The organism is Hymenobacter terrenus, from assembly GCF_000972495.1.
GTDB classification, from domain to species: Bacteria; Bacteroidota; Bacteroidia; order Cytophagales; family Hymenobacteraceae; genus Hymenobacter; species Hymenobacter terrenus.
This window is the reverse complement of record NZ_LATM01000031.1, coordinates 18,944-41,398: the sequence shown is the minus strand read 5'-3', so window position 1 is coordinate 41,398 and position 22,455 is coordinate 18,944. Positions and strand designations below refer to the sequence as shown.

At 58.5% G+C, this 22,455-nt stretch carries 18 protein-coding genes; 7 read left to right on the top strand and 11 right to left on the bottom strand.

Annotation, left to right across the window (positions count from 1 at the left end; all coding sequences use genetic code 11):
- Positions 1-112: 112 nt before the first annotated feature.
- On the top strand, positions 113-640 hold the full coding sequence (locus tag WX88_RS22815) for a hypothetical protein (protein WP_046246740.1): 528 nt from the start codon (positions 113-115) through the stop codon (positions 638-640).
- A 68-nt stretch (positions 641-708) separates the two neighbouring features.
- Here the strand turns inward: WX88_RS22815 and WX88_RS22810 are convergent, their stop codons facing one another.
- From WX88_RS22810 to WX88_RS22795, 4 genes are all read right to left on the bottom strand, one after another.
- A complete protein-coding gene (locus tag WX88_RS22810; RefSeq protein ID WP_156176360.1) occupies positions 709-1,251 on the bottom strand; it encodes a DUF6799 domain-containing protein in 543 nt (180 codons plus the stop codon).
- A gap of 193 nt (positions 1,252-1,444) precedes the next feature.
- Positions 1,445-2,218 (bottom strand): NAD(P)/FAD-dependent oxidoreductase, encoded by a 774-nt coding sequence (locus WX88_RS22805; RefSeq protein WP_052733009.1) that lies wholly within the window; start codon positions 2,216-2,218, stop codon positions 1,445-1,447.
- Between the two features lie 161 nt (positions 2,219-2,379).
- Positions 2,380-4,617: a carbohydrate binding family 9 domain-containing protein gene (locus tag WX88_RS22800; RefSeq protein WP_052733008.1), complete on the bottom strand. Its 2,238-nt coding sequence runs from the start codon at positions 4,615-4,617 to the stop codon at positions 2,380-2,382.
- A gap of 582 nt (positions 4,618-5,199) precedes the next feature.
- Positions 5,200-6,693 (bottom strand): serine hydrolase domain-containing protein, encoded by a 1,494-nt coding sequence (locus WX88_RS22795; protein ID WP_046246738.1) that lies wholly within the window; start codon positions 6,691-6,693, stop codon positions 5,200-5,202.
- A gap of 416 nt (positions 6,694-7,109) precedes the next feature.
- Here WX88_RS22795 and WX88_RS22790 point away from each other — a divergent pair, with 416 nt between their 5' ends.
- On the top strand, positions 7,110-8,093 hold the full coding sequence (locus WX88_RS22790) for an NAD-dependent epimerase/dehydratase family protein (RefSeq protein ID WP_046246737.1): 984 nt from the start codon (positions 7,110-7,112) through the stop codon (positions 8,091-8,093).
- Between the two features lie 88 nt (positions 8,094-8,181).
- Here WX88_RS22790 and WX88_RS22785 read toward each other — a convergent pair whose 3' ends face one another.
- The 5 genes from WX88_RS22785 to WX88_RS22765 form a co-directional block, all read right to left on the bottom strand.
- Positions 8,182-8,892, bottom strand: coding sequence for a hypothetical protein (locus tag WX88_RS22785; RefSeq protein WP_046246736.1), 711 nt, complete (start codon positions 8,890-8,892; stop codon positions 8,182-8,184).
- 87 nt (positions 8,893-8,979) lie between these two features.
- Complete coding sequence (locus WX88_RS22780) at positions 8,980-9,822, bottom strand: nuclear transport factor 2 family protein (RefSeq protein ID WP_046246735.1); 843 nt, start codon at positions 9,820-9,822, stop codon at positions 8,980-8,982.
- Positions 9,823-9,926: 104 nt separating this feature from the next.
- Positions 9,927-10,778, bottom strand: coding sequence for a helix-turn-helix domain-containing protein (locus WX88_RS22775; RefSeq protein ID WP_082116248.1), 852 nt, complete (start codon positions 10,776-10,778; stop codon positions 9,927-9,929).
- A 363-nt stretch (positions 10,779-11,141) separates the two neighbouring features.
- The gene (locus tag WX88_RS22770; protein WP_082116247.1) at positions 11,142-12,230 is read right to left on the bottom strand and encodes a fasciclin domain-containing protein; all 1,089 of its coding nucleotides are present in this window, start codon (positions 12,228-12,230) and stop codon (positions 11,142-11,144) included.
- Positions 12,231-13,203: 973 nt separating this feature from the next.
- Positions 13,204-13,929 carry a MarR family winged helix-turn-helix transcriptional regulator gene (locus WX88_RS22765; protein ID WP_046246733.1) on the bottom strand — a complete coding sequence of 242 codons (726 nt, stop codon included), beginning with the start codon at positions 13,927-13,929 and terminating at the stop codon, positions 13,204-13,206.
- A gap of 179 nt (positions 13,930-14,108) precedes the next feature.
- Here WX88_RS22765 and WX88_RS22760 point away from each other — a divergent pair, with 179 nt between their 5' ends.
- From WX88_RS22760 to WX88_RS31845, 3 genes are all read left to right on the top strand, one after another.
- Positions 14,109-16,577, top strand: coding sequence for a TonB-dependent receptor (locus WX88_RS22760; protein WP_046246732.1), 2,469 nt, complete (start codon positions 14,109-14,111; stop codon positions 16,575-16,577).
- Between the two features lie 335 nt (positions 16,578-16,912).
- Positions 16,913-17,242, top strand: a complete 330-nt coding sequence (locus tag WX88_RS22755; protein WP_046246731.1) for a hypothetical protein — start codon at positions 16,913-16,915, stop codon at positions 17,240-17,242.
- 3 nt (positions 17,243-17,245) lie between these two features.
- Positions 17,246-17,392 (top strand): DUF892 family protein, encoded by a 147-nt coding sequence (locus tag WX88_RS31845; RefSeq protein WP_316932342.1) that lies wholly within the window; start codon positions 17,246-17,248, stop codon positions 17,390-17,392.
- 410 nt (positions 17,393-17,802) lie between these two features.
- Here the strand turns inward: WX88_RS31845 and WX88_RS22750 are convergent, their stop codons facing one another.
- Complete coding sequence (locus WX88_RS22750; RefSeq protein ID WP_046246730.1) at positions 17,803-18,384, bottom strand: NUDIX hydrolase; 582 nt, start codon at positions 18,382-18,384, stop codon at positions 17,803-17,805.
- Positions 18,385-18,661: 277 nt separating this feature from the next.
- Between WX88_RS22750 and WX88_RS22745 the strand changes: the two genes are divergently transcribed.
- Complete coding sequence (locus WX88_RS22745; RefSeq protein WP_197076904.1) at positions 18,662-19,120, top strand: DUF417 family protein; 459 nt, start codon at positions 18,662-18,664, stop codon at positions 19,118-19,120.
- Between the two features lie 187 nt (positions 19,121-19,307).
- Here WX88_RS22745 and WX88_RS22740 read toward each other — a convergent pair whose 3' ends face one another.
- Complete coding sequence (locus WX88_RS22740; protein ID WP_046246729.1) at positions 19,308-19,499, bottom strand: hypothetical protein; 192 nt, start codon at positions 19,497-19,499, stop codon at positions 19,308-19,310.
- Positions 19,500-19,990: 491 nt separating this feature from the next.
- On the opposite strand from WX88_RS22740, the gene WX88_RS22735 reads away from it, so the two are divergent.
- Positions 19,991-22,453, top strand: coding sequence for a TonB-dependent receptor (locus tag WX88_RS22735; protein WP_046246728.1), 2,463 nt, complete (start codon positions 19,991-19,993; stop codon positions 22,451-22,453).
- Positions 22,454-22,455: the final 2 nt, after the last annotated feature.

Below are 22,455 nucleotides of genomic sequence, written 5' to 3'. Positions count from 1 at the left end.
AATCGGTGCTTCTACACCCGAGCTTAGAATTAGCGAGGAGCGTAAATCGTTGTGGCCCGAACTTTGACAGTAAGCAGGCGTAATGGTCTCATTATCTACTTTCCCCACTCTTATGAAACTCGCTCACTACCTGCTCGCCACCGGCCTGTTGCTTTCGACTTCGGCGGCTTCGGCCCAAGACGATGGCAAAGGCAAAGGCAAGGACAAGGATAAAAAAGAATACAAGGACAAAGACTATAAAGACAAAGAATATAAGGACCGCGACAACCGTTATAAGAACGACAAAGACGGCCGTTATGATAAGCGGAATACGCGCCCGACGGGTGGCCTGGGTGACATTCTGGGCCGGGTTATTCTCCCGCGGGCAGGCACGGCTGGTCCTCGGGAATTGGCGGGCGTGCCGCGGGGCCATTACCCGCCTCCCGGCGAGTGCCGGATATGGTACCCTAACCGTCCTGCGGGGCAGCAACCTTCACCCACCAGCTGCAACCGACTCGCGGGCATTCGCTTGGAGCCCGGTGCGTTTATTCTGCATGGGGACCGGGCCTACGATGCTGAGTATAACTGGCGAGAAGAGGAGCGTCGGCGGCCCGGCACCGTGGTTCGCGACATCCTCGATATCCTGTTTCCGCAGCGTTAGTAATTCGCCCGATACCAAAACGCCCGGCTGCTCGCTGAGCGGTCGGGCGTTTGCTTTTCAGGGGTGGGCTAATCGTCCCACTCTTTGCCTTCTCGGCGCTTTCCCTCCCGCTTTTTATAATATTCCCGTGCTTTTTCCTCGCGCTTCTTCTCGGATTCGCGCCACTTTTCCTCTTCTTTCTTACGCTTTTCCCAGGCCTTCTTGGCGTGCTTACCATCGTAGTGGTCGTCATCCTTTTCCCACCTTTCCTCACGTTGGCGGACGCGGTCAAATACGTCTACGAGCACCGCCTCAATTTCTGCTGCGGCCGGAGAGTCGTCGCTCACACGCCGGGCCGCCGAGACTGGAGCACTTAGCGCCAACCCACCGGCCGCGGCCGTTCTCACGGCCACCACATTGCCGTTGAAGTCACAGGCTTGTCCCTCGCGCAGCTCCGTTCGGGTACCATCGGTGCGCACCAGGAATCCATCTTTGGTGACGAGGACGCCCGTTGGCAGCCGCGAATCCCGCGTCATGGGCCGTAACTGGCCGTTGCGCAGGACGTGCATCTGCCCATTGCGACGATGAAAGCCGTCGTTGTTGGGCTGTTGAGCGGCAGCAGGGGCACTCATGAGCCACAAGCTCAAAGCGGCGAGAACAGGGGAAATCAGGCGCATAGAAGTGCAATACGGCTAGTGAGCAAAGGCCGAAGGCTGCAAAGATGGCGCCAGACGTGAGCTTGCTAACAGGTTGTGACCCGACGACCCACACTTGCTATTCTTCCTCCGCGTGCCGCGGGTGTTTATTGCCTAATTGTTGGCGGCCTCATGGATGCACAGATACGGGCCGCGCCAGAATCAGGTCCCGGCTCAGTATGCCACCCAGCCGGTTGCCCACGCCAATGGCATTGGCGAGCTGATGAATTAGCGAGCAGTTGTCGCCGGCTGCGTACACGCCGGGCACGGTGGTTTGGTTGTACTCGTCCACGCGCAGCAGGTTGTGCTCGTCCATTTCGCAGCCGAGCTGCGCGGGTAGATCGGAAGCTTGGTGGCGGGGCAGCACAGCGTAGAGCACGGGCAATGCCACAGCGCGCCCATCGGCCAGGCGCAGGCCATGGAATTGGGAACCCGTGTGCGGCAGCGCTGCAACGGGCGTTTCTTCCAGTCCTACGCCAGCGGCCGCCAATTGCGTACGCACTTCGGCCCCAAATGTGGCCGGGCCGTTGGTGAACACGGTCAGCTGGCGGGTCCAGTTCAGCAGCAGCTTCACTTGGTGGCCCACCAAGTCGCCATTGAGCCACAGGCCGGTGGGCTGGTCGGCCACCTCGTAGCTGTGGCAGTAGGGGCAGTGAATGATGGACGTGCCCCAACATGCAGCAAAGCCCTCGATAGAAGGCAGTTCGTCACGTAGGCCGGTAGCTAGCAGTAGCTTGGGTGCTGCGAAGGTGCCGTGGGCGGCGGTGCTCACCCAGAATGTGCCATCGGGGAGCAGCTCGGCCGCTGTGGCTTCGGCGTTTAACAGCTGCACTGTGGGGTAAGCAGCTACTTGCTGGCGGGCACGGGCGGCCAGGGTGGCGGGCGCGTCGCCGTCGTGCAGCAATAGGTTGTGGGCATGCGGTGTGGTATGGTTGCGCGGCTGGCCGGCATCAAGTACCAGCAGCGCGGCAACGGGCGCGGCCCAGGGCCATGGCCGCGCTCAGCCCCGCGTAGGAGCCGTCAACGATGATAAAGTCAATTTTAGAAGCTGTCATTGCGCTTGAATTAAAACTGTTTGATGTAGCTCACCTTGCCAATGGTTTGCTGCTGACGCGAATCCAGCTGATTGTTTGCCAGCTCGTTGAAGACCAGATATACGTAGCTCAAGGGCTGAAATTCCCAGCTGGCGCGCACGTTCCAGCGGGCCAGGCGGGCAGCCGAGCTGTACTGATAAAAGGCGGTGAGCTGCGCGCGCGGGTTGAGGGCCAGGCGTAGCTCCGGCCCCAGTAGCCAGGCTTCCTGATTTGCCTTTTCGATGCCTACCCCGCGCAGGGCGTTGTACTCGCCGTCCAAGCTCAGCGCGGCGTGGGCCGAGGCCGAGTAGCGCAGGCTGCCATCGGCCCGCCGCAGGGTCCCGTTATAGTAGCCTCCGCTGCTACCCGTAGCGCGGAAGTACAATTTACTTGATGGGTCTGTGGCGAAGCGGGCTTCTATGCGATTGTAGCGATAGCTGCCTTTGGCAATCAGAATGCCCACGGGGTCAAAATCCACGGGCAGGTTCTGGCGGTTGTGCTCCAGCTTCACGTACACTGAGCCGCCATTTTGCAGCAAGAAGAATACTGGGCTCATGGAGAACACGCCCTCCTGAAACCGGCCGTCACTCGCGCCCTGGTAGATGTCGGCCGAGAAATCGGGCTCGATGGAACGGATGAACTTGGGTTTCCAGCTGGGCCGCCAGATGAGGTAGCCGTAAGGGTTGTGATAAATCAGGTCCTGACGCGCCACAAAGCCCATCGCCGGCCGATAGCGGGCGGAAATGAGGCTATGGCTGGTGGAAATGAAAAACTGGTTGGTGCTATAGCTGGCTTGCACGTAGCCGGCCAGCCCTTCGCCGCCCGGCCCCCGGTCCAGCGACCCCGACAGTAGATACTGCACGGTGAGCGGCTGGCTGGGGCGGATGAGGCCGTCCACGGTAAAGGTGGTGTTCTGGCCGGAAGCGCGGCCCTGGCCGGCCTCGTCGTATCGGCTGGTTACGAGCAGGCCCACGTTGTTTTGCTTGCCGTAGTTCTTGAGGTAGCGCCCCACGCCAAAGTGCGCCGGATTCTGGCCGCCGGCAAAATCATCTTCCTTCTGACGCACGTAGAGCCCGCCAATGCCGCGGCCCACGGTGCGGTCGGTGTAGCGGGCCCCGCCAGTGAGGGGCAGTGGCAGGCCGTTGTCGCCGAGGCCAATGGTGCGCGAGAAAAACGGCTGAAACAGCGGGGTGCTGGGTGCAAACAAGCCCGCATTTTCCAGGAAAAATTGCCGCCGCTCAGGGAAGAACACGTTGAAGCGGCGCAGGTTGATAACCTGGCGGTCGGCGTCGGCCTGGGCGAAATCGGTGTTCACGGTTAGGTCGAGCACGGCGTGCGGGTTGAGGGCCCATTTCAGGTCGCCCCCGACTTTCACCTTCGTCTCCGAAGTCATCGGCTGGTCGTCGGCTTCGCGGCGGCGGTCATTCTGCACCACCACGTAGGGAGCCACGCGGATGTTGGCCGACGCCGGTGGCGGTTGCAGGCCGCGCAGCTCGGCCACGTAGCCCATGCGATAGGTAGAATAGGCCCGCGGATAGCCGGGGAAGCCCGAAATCTGGTTCTGGCGCCGAGCAATACGGTTGAAGTTCACGAACCAGCCGGTACTGTCGGCTGGGTTGCTTTTGCCGCCGCTGGGGTAGCGTAGTGTGGCCCAGGGCAGCTGCATTTCGCATACCCAGCCGGAATCAGTGCGGGTGGTGCGCACTTTCCACAAGGCATCCCACTCCCGGTCGTAAAGATTGTCGTCGAAGGCTTGCAAGTCGCGCTGAGCGCCGTAGGGATTGGTTTGGAAGGCCGTAGCATTGCGCTGGGTGCGAAAGGCATCGAAGGCCACCCCAAACAGGTCGTGCTCAAAGTAGTCGAAGTCGCGGCGCATGTCGGGAGCCCGCAGCCCGGTCCGACCCAGCGAATCGGGGCAGAAGGCGCCCACGTACAGGTTGCGCTCATCAAACACAATGCGCACGTACGTGTCGGGGCGGGCCGCTTGGCTCTGATTGGGCTCCACCTGCCGAAAGTTGCGGATAACGGGCGCGGCCCGCCAAGCGGCCTCGTCGAGGCGGCCATCAATGGTAACCGGACCCTGGGCCCGCACGGCGCGCACCACGGGTGGCGTAGCCGGCGGCGGGAAGATGGGGACGTCCTGGGCGTGGGTCGGCAAACTCAGCAGTGCCGCTACGACTATTCCACTACATACATCAATGCTTCGCATAACCAGCAAATAATTTTTCATGAGTCCGTCTGCTCGGGAGTGAATTTCCGGACTTACACAGGCCGAACCTTGCTAGCACTTAGCTTGCGCCAGCCAGACAGCCACACGGCGGTAAAGCCCACAAATGACGCTTCCGCTTCGTTATTACCGCCCGTAATAAGCTTCAGCTCCAAGAGGCAAAGTTCTGTGCATCGTCTGCTTCGAAGCTGGCATTGAGAAGAACCAAGCAGCGAAAAAGTCAAGCAGAATCAACCATCAGGGTGGTATAATAGGATGCAATGGTTTGAGCACTAGCCAGCAGTCAATTGCTTGTTTTCACAGCAAAAGTAAACGACCATTTTATAAATGCAACATTATTGCATAAACAATTTCGTGAATAATTGTCATAAATACACATGAAATTATCTAATAATCAATCAGCTGCCGGGGACTAATTCCGAGGAAGCAGCGATGATGCTCGCATTGGCAATCAAGTCACTACAGCTGTTCTGCTAACGGTGCGTCAGTGTAACTTAATGACCTGCCTATTATGCGGATCAGCCTAGGCCTTGTCCTTGGCGGGGCGTCGCGGCATATGCCACTAAGGAGGTTCGGAGTACCGTTTTACTTGCCGCTGGCGCCTAGCTTCTTCAATTGCTCCACGGCGTTTGAGTTCGCGGGATTCAGTTCCACAGAGCGTCGGTAGTTCTTAATGGCCAGTTCCCGTTCCCCGTTGGCCTCGTAGGCTTCGGCGAGGCTGTCGTAGGTGTTGGCACCGTCCGGGTACAGCCCCACATTCAGCTGAAATACCCCAATGGCTTCGCGCTTCCGGCCTTGTGCCAACAGACCGTAGCCCCAGCTATTAACATAGTCTTCCGACAAAAACAGCTCCGGGTGCTGCTGGCGGGTGGCCGTAAAAACAGCCAGCGCATTCTGATAACCGCGTTTCGTCAGCTCGGTACGGAAGGCTCGCAATCCGGACGGCAGGCCGTAGGTGCTTTCTTCTAAGGCCACGGCCAGCTCCGCCAGGCGGGTTTCGGTGCTGCCGTTGTTTTTGTTGGCGAGCAGGACGAGGCCGCGGTTCTGCTCGGGGTAGAACACGCAGTAGCTAGCGAAACCGAAACTGCCGCCGGAGTGCGAAAGAGCCCGTTTGCTAGCCACCGTTTTGGTGATAAACCAGTTGAAACCCACCGCCTCCTGCTCAATGCTACCGTGCGTGACTTGGTGGGAGAGCTTTACGGCGGGGCTTTTCTCGGCGAGCTGCAACTGTAGATACTTCACCATGTCGGCCGTGCTGGAGCTTAGGCCGCCGGCGGGCAGGAGGTCGGGGAGGGTCAGGAAGGGCGTTATGTGATTTTCGCTGCTGTGGCCTTTGGCTTGTAGGGCGGTGCTGGCGGCCGGCACAGCGGTGGCGGGCGTAGTGCTGGTCATGCCGTTTGGCGCCAGGATGTAGCGCTGCACCAATTCCTCATAAGGCATTTTGTACACCCGCTCCAGAATGTAGCCCAGCAGCTGAGTGGCCACATTGGAGTGCTGCGACCGGGTGCCCGGCGCCCGGCTGAGCTTGACCTGACGCAAGTCCTGGTAGAACTGCGGCCGGGTGTAACCGCGGTGTAGCCGGGAAAAAATTGCGGTGACCGAGTCGGGGCGCTGCTTTTGTTGGAAGACGTCGGGGCGGTCCGGCAGGTTGTCGGGCAGGCCCGAGGTGGTGTTAGCCAAATGCAGCAGCCGGATGGGCTGGCCCTGGTACGTAAGGTTGGGGTACTGGCCGTCGAGGTAGCGGCGAATGTCGTCGTTCAGCGCCAGCTTTTTCTCCCTAATGGCCTGCGCTAGCAAGAGACTGGTGAAGGTTTTGGTAATGGAGCCGATTTCGTACAACGTGTTGGCCGTCGGGGTACGGTGAGCACCGATTGCCGTCGAGCCGAAGTTGTAGAAGTAGGTTCGGCCGCGGTCGTATAGGCCGATGGACAGCCCGATATGGTCACCAGTGGTGACGAATTTTGTACCCAGTCGCTGCGCAGCCGTGTCGGGGTTTATGGCCACTGGCGGTGCCTGGGCAGCGACTACGGCCGGCATCAGCAGTGAGGCCAATCGGTAAATCTGAGACAGAATGCGCATCAATCGGTTTGTGGTTGAGGGGCGAAGGATAAGCACCTCGCGAGCTACTCACTGAATCCGCGCTGTTCGAAAAGTCGATGTATGGTTGCAAAATACAAGAGTGAGCACGCTCCGCATCTTGAATCAATGCTTATGCGACAAAGAGTGCCCTCCGTCCACGGACGTGTTTATGATTTGCCTTTGACATCACGGCCGCTAACCCGAACTGGCCTGAACCAGCCTCGATAAGGCTGGTTCAGGCCAGTTCGACTATAATTGTTGCGGCCGGCAGCATGGCCGAAGTTAGGATGCTTGTCGGCATATTTTTGGGGCAGTATTGCCTGGCAAATCTTTAATTTCGGCAAGCAATAATCAAAACACAGTGGCCAACTGGCCCCTACCGACGGGAAACACTCGACTTTTTACTTGATGTGCTCATGAGAATTTTAGTAACGGGAAGTAGTGGCCATTTGGGAGAAGCACTGGCCCGAACGCTCCGCGAACAAGGCCACGAAGTGGTTGGCCTTGACCTGATACCATCGGCTTTCACCAACCAGCCGGGGTCGCTCACCGACCGCAACCACGTCCGGCAGTGCGTGCGCGGGGTAGAAGCCGTGTTCCACACGGCCACGCTGCACAAACCGCACGTAGCCACGCATTCCCAGCAAGACTTTGTCGATACCAACATCACCGGAACGCTTCATCTACTGGAAGAAGCCGTGCAGGCCGGGGTGGGCGCGTTTATATTCACAAGTACCACCAGCACGTTTGGCGATGCGCTGACCCCGCCGCTAGGCGCGCCGGCTGCCTGGATAACCGAGGAAGTAGTGCCAGTGCCCAAGAATATTTACGGGGTAACCAAAACGGCCGCCGAAGACCTGTGCCAGCTGTTCAGCCGCAACAAAGGGCTGCCGTGCCTTGTGCTCCGGACGTCCCGGTTCTTTCAGGAGGACGACGACAGCGCCCTAACCCGCCAAGCATACGTCGACAGCAACGCGAAGGCAAATGAATATCTTTACCGTCGGGTCGACATCGAGGATGTAGTAAGTGCCCATCTGCTGGCCCTGACCCGAGCGGCGGAGCTAGGTTTCGGCCGCTACATCATCAGCGCCACCACGCCTTTCGGTCCGGATGACCTAGCCGAGCTGCGCACCGATGGCCCAGCAGTGGTACGACGGTATTTTCCGGATTATGAGACTCTTTACGCCCGGCAGGGATGGCAGATGTTTCCCGGCATCGGGCGGGTGTACGTGAATGCGCACGCCCGGCAGAACCTGGGCTGGCAGCCGCGCTACGATTTCCGCCACATCCTCGACTGCCTGCAAGCCGGCACTGACCCGCGCAGCCCTCTGGCGCAGCTAATCGGCAAGAAGAAATACCACGCCCAATCGTTCACCGAGGGGCCTTACCCGATAGAATAGCTGCTGAGGAAATCTGCGAGTAAAGCAGCTGCATGACCGTGGTTATAGGCGGCGTTTCTGCTGGAATTTCCAGGCAATTGTTTTGGCGCTACTTGGCAGGAAAGTAACTCAGGTCTGCCCGGTAGCGCCACGTTTCGGCTTCCACTCCTTGCACCACGTGGCGAGTGTCCAGAGCCTCCAACTCCCCCAGTAATTGCGCCGGCACCAGGCTTTCCCCGAAGCTGGCAAAGGGCAGCAACAGTAGCAATTGCGGCAGCTTGCCGCCGTCGAGCCATTCGAAGCAGTACAACCGCTGGGCCGGGTACTTCCGGGCTGCCACTGCCAGGAGCTTGGGAAGCAGACTTTGCAGAGCCGCTGAGTAGGTAGGCGTCAGGAAGTAAGCGCGCAAGTATGGGGCCGTCAGCTGTAAGGGGCCCGGCGTACCGGCATTGGGCAGCAGGGTCACCGTGAAAGACCCGTTGAACCGCGCAAAAGGCTCGGTGTGCAAGGCATTATCGGCGGCGTCGCCGGCCGGGTCCACCGGGTGGTCAAAGTCGGTGGCGGCGTGGCCGAAGGTGGCATCTACGAACCAGCCCTGGCGCGGACCCGAGGCCACCAGCCAGCCATACCAATTCCACGGGTCGGGCTGGCGGGCATGCCAAGCCAGATGCTGCTGGTAGCCGCTGGCGAACTGTTGCCCCACGTTGTCTTTGGGCTGCCACACGGCAAAGCGCGCCAGCGGGCCGGGAGTGGCCTGCTGAGCCTGTGCAGCCCGGCCGATAAGCAGTGTCGCCACAGCGGACAATAGTAGGAGTTTCATGTATTGAGTTTTAAAGTAAGCAAATCAACCACAGGTGCTAGCAATAAACTAGTTATCTGGCGTCTGATGCTGGTGGCCCCGATTCCGTTATTTGCCGATTCCCTGATTGTTGGTGATGAGCAGCCCCACAATGCGCCATTGGTTCTCAATTTTTAGCAGCAGCGTATAATCAGTCACCACCTGGCCGTTGGGGAAGGTGTGGGTGAAGCGAGAATAGCCCACTGTGCCTAAGCAGTCGATTTGCCGGATGGTCCGCACAGCCGTTGGTGCGGGCGTTTGGGCGCGCCGGTCGGCGGCGTAGCGCGCTTCCCATTCGCCAATGGATACGGCTACGAGTTGATTCTCATCGGTGTAGTAAGATTGGGTGCGCGGGTGGTAGGCCCTGGCCAGGAGGTCGGGGTCAGAGGTATCCATGGCGCGAAACTTGGTCGCAAGTAGCTGCTCGATTTGCTGGCGGTCCGCGGCCAGGTTAGCCACAGGCTGGGTCCCGCCAGGCGCCCCGGCGCGGTGAAACACTTTGGTGACAATCTGCCAGCGCCCGGCGATTTTCACCAGATTCATGTAGTCGTAGTACACGCGGTCGGAAAACTCTGAGGTCAGGCGCGCCACGGCCACATCGCCAGTCCGGTCAACCAGCACAATGGTGCGCTTAGTGGCTGGAGTGGGCACCTGAGTCGCACGCAGCTGGGCTTTCCATTGCGTCTGGGTAAGGTGCTGCATCAGGCCCGTGTCATCCACCCAAAACATCAGGGCGCCGGGGTGAAAGGCGGCACTGAGTTCGGCGGCGCTGGCGTGGTCGCCAGCCTGGAAGTAGTAGCTTATGCAAGCCTGAATGGCGGGTTGTTCGGGGTCGGTGGGAGCGAGGGCAACGTCTGAAGTCTGGGCCAGCGCGGCGAGGGCAAATAGACTGAATGGGAAAAGCAACAGCACGGGGCGGAATATGTTGTGGAAGTTTGGGGCAAAGCCGGAGCATTGAACTCAGGGGTTTCCTGACGGCGCTGCTTTGCCCATTTCCTCCGCAAGAACCGGCGGCCCTACTCCCGAAAATTGTACAGATACGAACTGCTGCCTTCCGCCAGAAAAGTCGTGCTGATGGGGCCTGCGGCGCGGCGAAACGCTGAGGGCGTGGTGCCGGTAAAGTGGCGAAAGTCGCGAATGAAATGAGCCTGGTCGTAGTAGCCACACGCTGTGGCCACGGCCGTGAGAGAGTCCGTGCGTTCCAGCCAACGAAAGGTTTGCTGAAAGCGGATGATGCGACAGAAATACTTCGGGCTCACGCCAACCTGCTGGTTGAACAACCGCTCCAAATAACGCCCGCCAATGCCCAGCTTGCGCACCAAGGCGTCGAGACTGGCGTGGCCCTGACCAGCCAAAATGTAAGGCACGGCAAATTCCAGATACGAAGCCCCCACCAGAGGCGGGCAGCGGCGCAAGTGTGCCAGCAAGTAGGTTTCGAGTAGGGCCACGCCAGCGGCCGGCTCGGCGCAGTCGGTCAGCCGCCGCGCCACCTCCTGAAACCCGCCTCCCAGCAGGTCCTCAACACCCAGGTTCTGGTCGTTGAGTTCGTGCACCGGCAAGCCCCGCGGGGCGAAGTAGGCAAACGTATGTGGAAAAAACCTCACCCCTAGCAAGTGCACGCCCGGCGTCCACCGGATGCCCCATGGACGAGTCATCTGGCCCACAACTTCGAAGCGCGGATTGAGGCTTGACGTACCATCAGCCAGTGTAACCCGCTGGGAGGCGCCACGCAGATAGAACATCCATTCCAGGCACCCATCGGGAAATACTGGGTCGGGGGTGGTATCAGCCATGACCTCCTCCAGCACCCAAAAGCAGTTGATATAAGCTTGAAGATGGGGGTGGGGAACGATTTCGGTATACCGCATAACGCGTGAGGTGGAGCAGGTTGTAGCCAAGCGGCCAGCTCCCGGTAGGTGTTCAAGTGCCTGCTACCTGCTCATAAACTTATCTAAAATGCTACTGTTGGCCTGCTTCCAGTGGGCCCGCACCAGGTGGGAGGCTGCGTAACGGCCAGTTGGGCTTCACCCACAACTCAATCATAACGGTTATTTGCATTTGCCAGAAGGCTGCCCGTCCAGTGTAGAGACGCTAAGAGTGGCGTTTCTGTATTGAGCAGGCCAATGCACACAGGAGCTTCCTCGGCCAGAAAGGCTAAACCAGTAACAGCCTCGCCACCGACCGCGAGGAAGGCAACGAGGCTGTTGTAATTGGTTGGTGTGGTGGTCAGGCTACGGCAGCAAAACCCGGTCGATGACGTGAACCACCCCGTTGCTGGCCAGAAGGTCGGTTGGGCGGGCGTTGGCCGGTGCGAACTTGTTGCCGGGGCCCCGAACGGTGAGGAAAGATACCGTTCCCGCGACGGTCACAGGGCCGCCCAACGTCGTAACAACCTGGTTTGAAAAGAACGAGCCACTGCTCAGGTCAGAGGAGAAGGCCCGGCTGCCGATGATGTGCAACTTGAGCACAGCGACCAGCGTGGCATCGGGCACTTGGTCGAGGTCGTTGAGGTGCAGTTGCGCGAGCAGCAACCGGAAGGCCGCATCGGTGGGGGCAAATACCGTCAGGTTGGAAGCGGGGTCAGCGGCGGCGGTGAGCAGGGCGGCGGCAGCGGGGCGCTGCAAGGCCTTAAGCAGCAGCGTAAACTGGGGGTTCGAGCCTGTGGTGGCCGCCACTACGAGGTCGGTTATTTTACCAGTCGGGAACATGAGCACCTTGTCGATGGCGTGGATGATGCCGTTGCTGGCAGCTATGTCGGCGGTTATCACCCTGGTGTTCCCGTTGATTAGAATTCGGTCAAAAAGCCTGTTATTGTTTTTGGAGATATACACTGTGTTGTCATTCACATCGGGGGCGGAAGCAGGCTTGGCCGTAACCTGGGCACTGGTCCCGGTGGGGAAGTCGGCAGCAGCTTTGCGGCCGGCTAGCACGTGGTAGAGCAGGATGTTTTTCAGGGCCGCAACCTGCGCGGCATCGGTGATGGCCGTAATGTTGGCGGCAGTATTAAATGGTGCGGGCAACCGGGCAAAGGCGGCGTTGGTCGGCGCCAGCACGGTGAAGGGCCCCGCGCTGCTGAGCGTAGTGGCCAAGTCGGCTTTCACGACGGCCGCAACCAGCACCGAGAAGTTGGGGTTGCTCTGCGCGACCTGCACGATTGACAAGGCGGAGTTACCCCGGGCCAGCTGCTCGATGTTCTGCTCGGGAGTCGGGGCCGGTTTGGCGACATCATTCTTGTCGCAACCAGCGAGGGCGAAACCAAAGAGCGCAACCAGCATCACAAACAGACGCCGGAATGACAGAAGAGAGAAGGAAGTGTACATAAGCGAATAAGGGTTTGAAGTGAAAAAATGATTTGTCTTTCAAACTGTTATAGAGCCGGGGAGGGTGCAGCTTTGGGTGTCAACTGGCATATTTCCAGAGCGCAGCCGCTAAAAATCGGAGTGAACCGTAATGCCCTCTGAGGGCGTCGAGTCGGCCGTTGAGTTCCGGCGCCTACTTGCAGGCGCTCAGACGACCAACTCAACGGGGTCGGACGCCAAGCGCATCACCCGGATAGACGAAGTAATGGCGTTGGCTGAGAGAGCCTTCAGCTTTTGCTTGACCTGATTTTTTCTAGCCAATGAGGAGCTCTTCCATCTCATTGAGTGGGCCCTTGAGCCTTCAGCTGATTGCTCCGTTTCAGGCTGAGCAGCCTTCCTTCCTGCTCCACTTGCCGGCTCCCGTCAGCAGATAATATCTGAGGGTATCCTATGCATTGATTTAGAACAGCATACGATTTAACTCGCGCCCGGTCAGCTGTTTACCGTTCCAGCGAATGTTCGGCACCGCACCCGGCCACTGGGAAGCCGGTCCGTTAACCCCACATTTGAGTTGGCCGGCATAGAGACCATGAAATTCTGATATTGAGGTTGTTTGACAAATATTCGCGCCGCGCAGGACTGACTACGAAGCAGCAGTACCACAGGAGGGGCTTCAAATGCAAAGCAAGTGGCGGGCGGTCAGGCCATCATCTCCACCATCATTCCTCCCAGATCCGGGCGGTAAAACGTCCAGGGCCTGTGGAACTTGCGGGGCGCGCCGGCCGTGAAGCCATCGGTGGTTAATTGCTGACAAAGGGCATCCACCTGGGCTTCGCTCTCTTCTTAGTATAAATCGTACTTGCTGAAGGCCGCGAGCCTATCACCCAGGTGGCCATGCTGCTGATGGCAACTTCGGGGTAGACGAATTAACTCGCAAGAACTAGTTCGCAGCAGGAGCTTATTGTCTTATTAGTCAACGCTTAAACCTCTAGTGCTAGGCCACTTCCAATGGGCCCGTGCCTGGCGGGAGGTTGCGCGGCGGCCAGTTGGGCGCTACGCCCGGGAAATGCGCAGCTACCAAGTCAGTGAAGGAGTCGGGGCGGGACCCAGCGAAAATGGGATAGTGAAAGGCATCGAGACGATGGAGCAGGTGCACTAGCTGCTGCAACTCCGCGGGGGTGAGGTCACCGGTTGCCATTTGGGCCACCTGCGACATGCGGCCCATCACTCCCAACAGAATCTGGCGGCCCGTTTCACTAATTTGAAGCACTTTGCGGCGGCGGTCGGTAGGGTGGGGGCCTTCGGTGACTAGCTCGTGGCGGAGCAGCCGCCGGATGACCTCAGTACCAGCTGCTTTCTCGTGAATGTTGCGCAGCATCAACTCTGAGCGGGTGCCAGGGCCGCCCGCGAAGAGCGAAATCAGGTAGATGAAGTCATCGAAGCCTACCAACGGCGTGCCCCCCAGGGCGTGCCGCGTGTAGCCGCGCACGTAGCGGTACACGAAGGTCAGCAGTTTGGTCAGGACCGAGGCATCGGTTTCGTAGGGGTTGGCTGGGGTGCGGGCGGCGGGATAATGGCCAGCCGGCAAGTCAGCCAGAACAGGCGTCTGCTGAAAGTGCAGCCACGCCGCAAAGCCTGCCGCGTTCTGCGCTTCCGGCTCAGTAGTCTGTTGGTACTGGGCTAGTAGCGGCAGCAATTCAGAAAGCAGCGTGTAGTTCATGGGCTGTGAAATACGGAACAAGACCGGGATTAGGGCCACCCCTCAAAACTAGCGGCGCTCCTCAACAAAATTGATAACAGAGCTATTAAGTAGTAAAACACTCGAAATGTTTTACTTTTGAGGCAAACAAAGAATGATGTCATTCGTTTAACACGCATTCTCACGTAATCTTTTCTCCTATGCTTTCACGTTTTCTCTTGTTCTTCCTTCTACTATGCACCGTAAAATCGGGACTGGCACAAAGCACAGGCACCATTGCGGGCATCGTGCGCGACCAAAAAACGCAGGAGACGCTACCCGGCGTGACCGTAGCGCTGGAGGGCACTGAATTTGGGACGGCCACCGATGGGGCGGGTCGCTTTCGCCTCACGGGTGTCCCCACAGGGTCGTACAACCTACGGGCTTCCTTCGTCGGCTATGACGCCCTGCTGCGGCCCAACGTGCAGGTGAGCAGCGGTAACGCTAACGTTCTGACCCTTGAGCTGAGCGCTGGGGCGCAGCAGCTGAGCGAGGTACAGGTGGTGGCCAACCGCGCGATTCGGGTGGCCACGGCCGAAACGCCCCTAAGCGTGCAGCGCATCAACTCCGAGGAAATCAAGAGCAACCCGGGGGGCAACTTCGACATTTCGAAAGTGGTGCAGACGCTGCCTGGCGTGGGTGGCGGGGGCACCGGTGGCACTGCTGGTTTCCGCAACGATATCATTATCCGCGGCGGGGCACCGAACGAAAACGTGTACTACCTCGACGGCATCGAGGTGCCAGTTATCAACCACTTCCAGACCCAGGGCAGCGCGGGCGGGCCAGCCGGCATTCTCAATGTAAGCTTCATCGAGGATGTGACGCTGAGCACATCGGCCTTCAACGCCCGCTACGATAACCCGCTCTCATCGGTGCTGCAGTTCCGGCAGCGCGACGGCAACCCCGAGCGGCTGCAAGGCAACCTGCGCACCTCGGGTACGGAAGTGGCGGCCACGCTGGAAGGCCCATTGAGCCGCAAGGACAGCAGCGGCACGGCCCGCACCACGTTTCTGCTCTCGGCTCGAAGGTCGTATTTACAGCTGTTATTCAAGGTGTTGGATCTGCCTATTCGGCCCGACTATTACGATTTTCAGTACAAGGTCACGAGCAAACTCTCGCCCAAAACCACGCTCACGACCCTGGGCCTGGGGGCCATCGACAATTTCCGGGTGGAAGTGCCTAGCGAAACCACCCCGGAAAAAGAAGTGACCATCCGCAACACACCTAAGCTGCAGCAGTGGAACTACACGGTGGGCCTGAACCTGCGCCACCTCATCCGCAAAGGCTTCGTGAATGTGGCCCTGAGCCGCACCGAGCAGTACAACAAAGTGGACCTGTTTGCCGGCGGCCGTACCACCGACGAAAGCCAGCGCGTGCTGCTCACCCGCTCCGGCGACGTGGAGAACAAGCTGCGCGCCGACGTGAATGGCACGGCTGGCCGCTGGCAATACAGCTACGGCCTGATGACCCAGTATGTGCAGTACGACAACCGCTACTTCAACCGCCTGCGCCGCCCGGTTTTTGATGCCGCTGGCAACCAGCTACAACCCGGTGTGGACGTCCGCTTCCAAACGGCCGTGGACTTTGTGCGCTTCGGGGCCTTCGGCCAGCTCACCCGCTCGTTTCTGGCCGGCGACCGGCTGACTGTCTCGGCCGGCGTGCGCACCGACGGCAACTCGCTCACCGACGATGGGCGCAACCTCGGCCGCACTCTGTCGCCCCGCGTGAGCCTGAGCTATGCCCTGTTACCCACCGTGAATGTGAATGCCTCGGTGGGCCGCTACTATAAGATTCCACCCAACACCATCCTGGGTTTCCGTGATTCGCTGGGTAGTCTCGTCAATCAACCCAGCCGCTACATTCGTGCCGACCATTACGTGGCCGGCTTGGAGTGGCTGCCGGCGCCGGCCACCCGCTTCACCCTCGAAGGCTTTTACAAGAAGTACCGCAACTATCCGGTGAGCGTGCGCGACGGCATCAGCCTGGCTAACCTGGGCGGCGACTTCGCGGCTCTTGGCAACGAAGCCGTGAGCAGCACCGGGCGGGGCCGGGCCTACGGCGTGGAGTTTTTCTTCCAGCAGAAATTTACCCAAAAAGTGTTTGCCGTGGTTTCGCTCACGGGCTTTCGGTCGGAGTTTACGGGGCGCAGCGGCACCTATGTGGCCTCCGCCTGGGACACTCGGTACCTGGCCTCGGCGCTGCTGGGCCGTCGGTTTGGGCGAGGCTGGGAGTTGGGCCTCAAGTACCGGGCCGCTGGTGGGGCTCCCTACACGCCCTTCGATCTGGCTGCCTCGCAGGCCAGCTACCTCACCACTGGCAATGCGGTGCTCGATTACGGCCGCCTCAATACCGAGCGCCTGGGCGCCTTTCAGCAGTTCGACTTCCGCCTCGACAAGCGCCTGAATTGGCGGCGCTACTCGCTGGACTTGTTCCTGGATGTGCAGAACGCCTTCGTGCTCACGAACCCCAGCGTAGCGGAATACTCCTTCCGGCGCCTGCCCGACAACTCGGGCTACGTCACCACGGACGGTCAGCCCATCCGCCCCGACGGCAGCAATGGCGTGCCGCTGCTGCTCACCAACAACGACCCGCTCGTGGTTCCCACCATCGGCTTCATCTTTGAGTTTTGACTTTCCGGCACCGCTTTTCTTCACCTCCCGCGAGGCGCTTACGCTGATAGGGGAAATGTCGATTGGAGGTGGATAATGCTGGTTACATCGTTGTGCTACGTGTCACAAATCCCTTGCCTTTCAAATAATGACTTGACTATAGGTGGAGTTTGGTCGACAAGCAGCTGGCGGGTCACGGTTGTGCCAATGGTTGTACTTGGCCGAAGCCGGGTGGAGAAATTGGGATAGTTGCTACCCATGTATCGAGTGCGAAACGGCGACTTTTCACGGTATTGTACGCTGAATATTTCGTCCTAAGCAGCATCTTTTACCCACAACCAAACCTTACCTGAGCTATGGCAAAAGAGGCATTGAAGACCCTCATTCAGCAAGGCCCCGCCGCACTGAAAGCTGGCGGCGAGGTCGCGGCTCGAGCAACTGATGAGATTCAGAACGACGCACGCAACCCCCAACTCAAGGCCGCGCTCGACCAAGGCAATGAGAAGTCGAAGCAGTGGCAGGAGCGCATCGAGCGGGCGTTATGGGAAGCCGACGGCGGAGACGGGCAACACCCCCCCATCCTGGAAGCCCACTATGAAGTCAGACGGCGAATTCGCCAGCAAGCTCCAGATGATTTCTCGCAGGACCTTGGTATCATTGCGGCCGGGCAATTGGCACTGCATTAGTGGATTGACGCCTGCGGCACGCTGCGCACTTATGCCGCGCAAGTTGGGATGAAGCAAACCGAGCAAGACCTGCAGGCCTGTCTGGACGAAGCCAAACAAGCCGACGAGCAGCACACCCAAATTGCCGAGCAAATCATGGGCACGGCTTGACCAGTGTCCGAGTCGTTTCGGGCCGGCGTTGCCGACGTGAACCCAGTCGGCAACGCACTGCGGACCAATGCCAGCTGGGTACTTACTCCAGCTTAGTTTTCGGCAAGCAGGGCCAAGCCGTTCAACTCATCAACCTGCCCGCTACCGCCTGCGTTACACCTCAGATGCCGGCCACGCCTTCAACGGCTGGGAGTCGGCGTCGCCGGAAGACTTTTCGTGGGGCATTCGGCTGTATCGGGAGTTTGCATCGGCACCTCCGAACAAGTGACAGACAAGTGGTTAGATGCGTTTAGAGGTAATAAAAAGATAAATTCAGGGCTAGAAAAGGCCGAAGGGAGGGCGTAAAAAAGCAGGAGCAGATTCGCCGGCGACACGTCCGCTTCTACTTAGCATTCGCAACCTAGGTTTACTTACGGGGTGGGAGACAGCGAATAGGCGGGCTCTAAAACTTTAGAGCCGGTCAGCTTATCGTCTTTCCAGATAATCAGGTAGGAGCCTCCCCATACCTGCTTCGGAAAAGTTAGTAGTTGCTTGGCTTGTTGTTTTGCGGGGGTAAACTCAATCCTATCAATGGCTTCCGGTATCGAGACCCACCGGTAGACGACGCTGGTGTCCGTTGGCTGGCGCAGCTTTCCGGCAGTCAGTTTCGCCGTGAAGTGAGTCCTAAAAGACACTTGCTGGTGGTCCGGGAGGCCTTCGAACTTATACGTGTATAGGCCGGCCAAGCGGAGGGCACCAATCGTGAGCCCCATGGAAGCAGCCAAACTGTCTAACGCTTCCTTGATGGATTGGGGCCTGTTGGAACGCAAGGCGATGGGGTTCCAGCCATATTGGTTTTTCTGAATAAGGACTTGCTTATCCTTGTTGGTGACGTATAAAAACTGGACTGAGTAGTTGTCTTTCAACTGTAGAGCATCTTTGGCAGCAGGGGTTTGCGCGAGGCAAAATTTCCCGCACAACAGAGCAACTAGCGTGAGGAGGGAGCTTTTCATAGCGGTGAATGTAGGGGCTTGCTCTCTGAAGCAATAATTCCCAAAGCATCAGCACCGCCCGTGCTGGCAGGTAACGGCGCTCTCGCGGCGTCCTTTGGCTACCCGTTTGGTTTCCGTAGATATTTTTCCAGTCAGTATTTGGCGCCTAAGCTGTGAGGGGGCTCAAGTGATGCGCATTCTTTCCGCACAGACCAAAGAAACAAAAATCTTGGGTAATAGCTGTAAGTTCTGGGAGAGGTAGCCGTCCCATTGGCTGTATCCACCTTAACCTTTTCCCATGAACTCCTCCGCCCTCGACCAACCCACGCGCTTCGTAGCCCCTCCAGCCGCCAATCCTTCCCGCTCGTCTCTTGCACCCATTTCGGCACTGGAACAAACCGGCGTTTTCGTGCTTCGCTACAGCATCGTGCTGATTGTGCTCTGGTTTGGCATTTTCAAGTTTACTCCCACCGAGGCGGCGGCCATTCAGCCGCTGTTCACCCACAGCCCTCGATTTGCGTGGATTTACGACGTGTTCCGGGTCCGAGTCGTCTCCAACTTGGTGGGCGGAGCGGAAATCGTGTTTGCTCTCCTTATCGCTCTGCGGCCGGTAGCACCGCACCTATCCTTCTACGGCAGCCTCGGGGCGGTACTCATGTTCCTCACCACCCTGTCATTTCTGCTGACCACGCCCGGCTCGTTGGCTTTGGTTGATGGGCTGTGGGTGCCGGGGGTGGCTTTCGTATCAAGGACCTGACCCTGCTCGGGGCAGCATTCTTCACCGCCGCCGAGGCACGCCGGGCGGCCGCAGTACGCTAACAACCAACTCGTTCACCCCATGGTGGGGGAGCCCATCCTGCAATAAAACTGCCTGTTGGGCTTCAACCAACGCCGTCTAATCGCAGGATGTGCCTATTCGCTCAGTATTCGAGGCAGTTCCAAATTCAGATAATAGTGGTGCCCGGAAATGACCTCCTGGCCACTAGGTCATTAATTTTGTCATAGGTCATCAATACACCCGTCGCTTCCACGGCCCACAGCATGTACAGCAGCCAGGATTTCCAGTCGCCCCGCTGCGACATGCCAGCCAGTAAGGCGTAATTGTCGGCCTTTTGGTCCATGATGTAGCGGCTCATTGAGATGAGGTGGCCTTTAAAGTCCGTACGAAAATTCTTTACCTGTATGCGTGTAAATGCAGGACAAGATAAACAGGTATAGGCAATCTGGCCCTAGGATTCGCCAGAGGAAAATCGTGGTGCTCGCTGGGGTATAAGCGAAAGCGGAACGAGGAGGCAAATACGCAACGATGCATCAGCGTGAAGAAAGAATTAGCTGTTAAGAGCACTTGTAGGGTTGCGCTATCGCATGAAGCGCGGCCTGGGTGATGAATATGTTACGAGTATAAATCTTTGCTCAAAAGTCACGCTGCGATAAGTAGATGGGCGGTTTGTGTACCATATGCTCAGAAACCTGAAGCAGGCAAAACAGGTCGATGTTATTTTTTTACAACAATGTTGCATAATTTGCGTCCCAAAACGTTCCCGTTTCTGGATTAACCGGATTCGCTAACATGGATTAACGCTTCGGGTATCCTGTATTTTCTGCGTATTCATCATCACTTGTGCTCATGAAATTTCTGTTTACCCTGTTGCTCATCCTGAGCGCATTTTGCCTGCGGGCTCAAACCATCAGTGGCGATGTGCGCGATGCCGGTACCGGTGAGCCGGTAATGGGGGCTACGGTGCGCCTGCTGGGCACCGACAAAGGCACGGCTACCGATGCTGACGGAAAATTCTCGCTCGATGGGGCAGGCACGTTACAAGTCTCATCGGTGGGGTTCAAAACGACGACAGCCCGAGCCCGCCAGCGTTTTTTTACTATCGAGCTGGTGCCGGAAGCAGCAGAACTCCAAAGTGTGGAGGTGGTGGGGCGCGCGGTGCGGGACTACGCCAGCGAGTACTCATTTTCGGCCACCCGGACGGCCGCGCTTAACAAAGACATTCCGCAATCAATCGGTACGGTCACCAAAGAACTGATAGCTGACCGCCAGGCATTTCAACTAGCCGATGCCGTGAAGACAGTCAGTGGCGTCACCCCGTCGAGTTTTTACAACCAGTACGCCATCCGGGGCATCAGCCAGAACGAGGAAGGGCAGATTATCAATGGGATGCGGACGCGGCAGTACTATTTCCTCCAGCCGCTGACGGCCAACATCGAGCGCGTGGAAGTGCTCAAAGGCCCCGCTAGCGCTACATTTTCGTCGGTGGACCCTGGGGGCAGCATCAACCTGGTGACCAAGAAACCGCTGGCCGTCGACCGCAAAGAGGCAAGCCTGAGCGTGGGCAGTTTCAGCACATTGCGGGGTACGCTCGATTTTACCGGGCCGCTTAATTCACAGAAAACGCTATTGTACCGCTTCAACGGGGCCTACCAGCAAGCCCGCAGTTACCGCGATTTGGTACAAAACAACTCGTTGCTGTTTTCCCCCTCGTTCTCCTACATTCCCAATGCCAAAACGGCCCTCAACGCCGAGCTGATTTTCAGTAACATGACCGGCAACCTCGACCGGGGACAACCCATATTCGGCGCGGTGGCGGGCGCTACAAAGCTGAACAGCACGCCCATTAGTCTGAATCTGGGCGCTAGCAACGATTTTTTCAACTCCAAACAGCTTCTTATCACGGGCAATCTGGCCCATAAATTCAGCGACCACATCAGCGTTAACGCTACGTACATGAAGCAGACGTGGACGGAAGATTTGCAGGAACACCGCACCACCAACGCCTTCGCCGTTGATATCAACGACAAGCCGGTTACGTCGCTGGCAGCCATGCAGTTCGTGCAGCGCAAACAGTTCTGGAACGTTGATAACCTGAGCGCTTACGCCAATTTTGATTTCACGACGGGGGCCGTCGGCCATAAGCTGCTGGCGGGCTACGACCTGTCGGACTGGCAAAAAGTGAAAGGCGGAGGGCAGAACGCCGCGCGGGGCTTCCTGCTCGCCAACGGCACCGTGGTGGGAGCCTTCGTGCCCGCCAACGCCGCCAATTATCAGACCATTACATTGGGGGGCGTCACGCTGCCGCGTTCCAACGTGAGCTATTTCGACCTCAACAACCCGAACTACACCATTCGGAACGTGAACGACTATGTGCTGAACGTGCGGACCGCGCTGCCAGCCGCCCTCACGACGACGAATGCATTCTACGTGCAGGAACAACTGAAATGGAATAAGCTACTGGTATTATTGGGCTTACGCCACGAGTCTTTCCGCGACATTACCAATTACGAGTCGCCGGGTGAACGGTCGTTTACTAAGACGGCCTTGCTGCCTCGCATCGGTCTGACATATGCGCTGCTGCCTACGCTGAACGTTTATGGCACGTACCTGGAAGGCTTTCAGGGGCAGTCGAACACGGTGACGCTGATGCCGAACACCGGTGCGTTCGCCAACACGGCCCAATCGGCCAACCGGTTTGAGCCCTTGCGGAGCAAGCTGAAAGAAGTAGGGGCCAAAGCTACGTTGGCGCAGGGGCGCCTCAGCCTGAATGCGGCGATTTACGAAATCAACCAGCGTAACCTGCTGCTCAACGCCAATCTGCCCGCTTTTCCGGATTCGCTCGTGACGCGCGGGGCCGAACGCAGCCGGGGCTTCGAGATGGACATTGCGGGCTACCTGACTGCCGAATGGCAAATCTATGCCTCCTACAGTTACATCGATGCCATCATCGTAACCGACAACGATGCCAGTTTGCAGGGCGCTCGGAAACAAAACACGCCCGTGAACAGCGGCAACCTCTGGACGCGCTACAACTTTACCTCCAACTCGCCCCTCGGCGACCTCGGCATTGGGCTGGGCGTGCAGTACAGCGGCAGCAAGGTGCCCTGGTTTACGCGGGCGTTCGAGGTGCCGGCCTACACGCTCCTGGACATGGCCCTGTATTACACCCCCGCCGGGAGCAGCGTACAAGTAGCTCTGAATATCAATAACCTGACCGACCGAACCTACTGGGTGGGCGCGCAAAACTACCTCCGCTTGTTTCCTGGGGCGCCCCGCAACTCCGTGCTCACACTCACTTACCGGTTCTAACG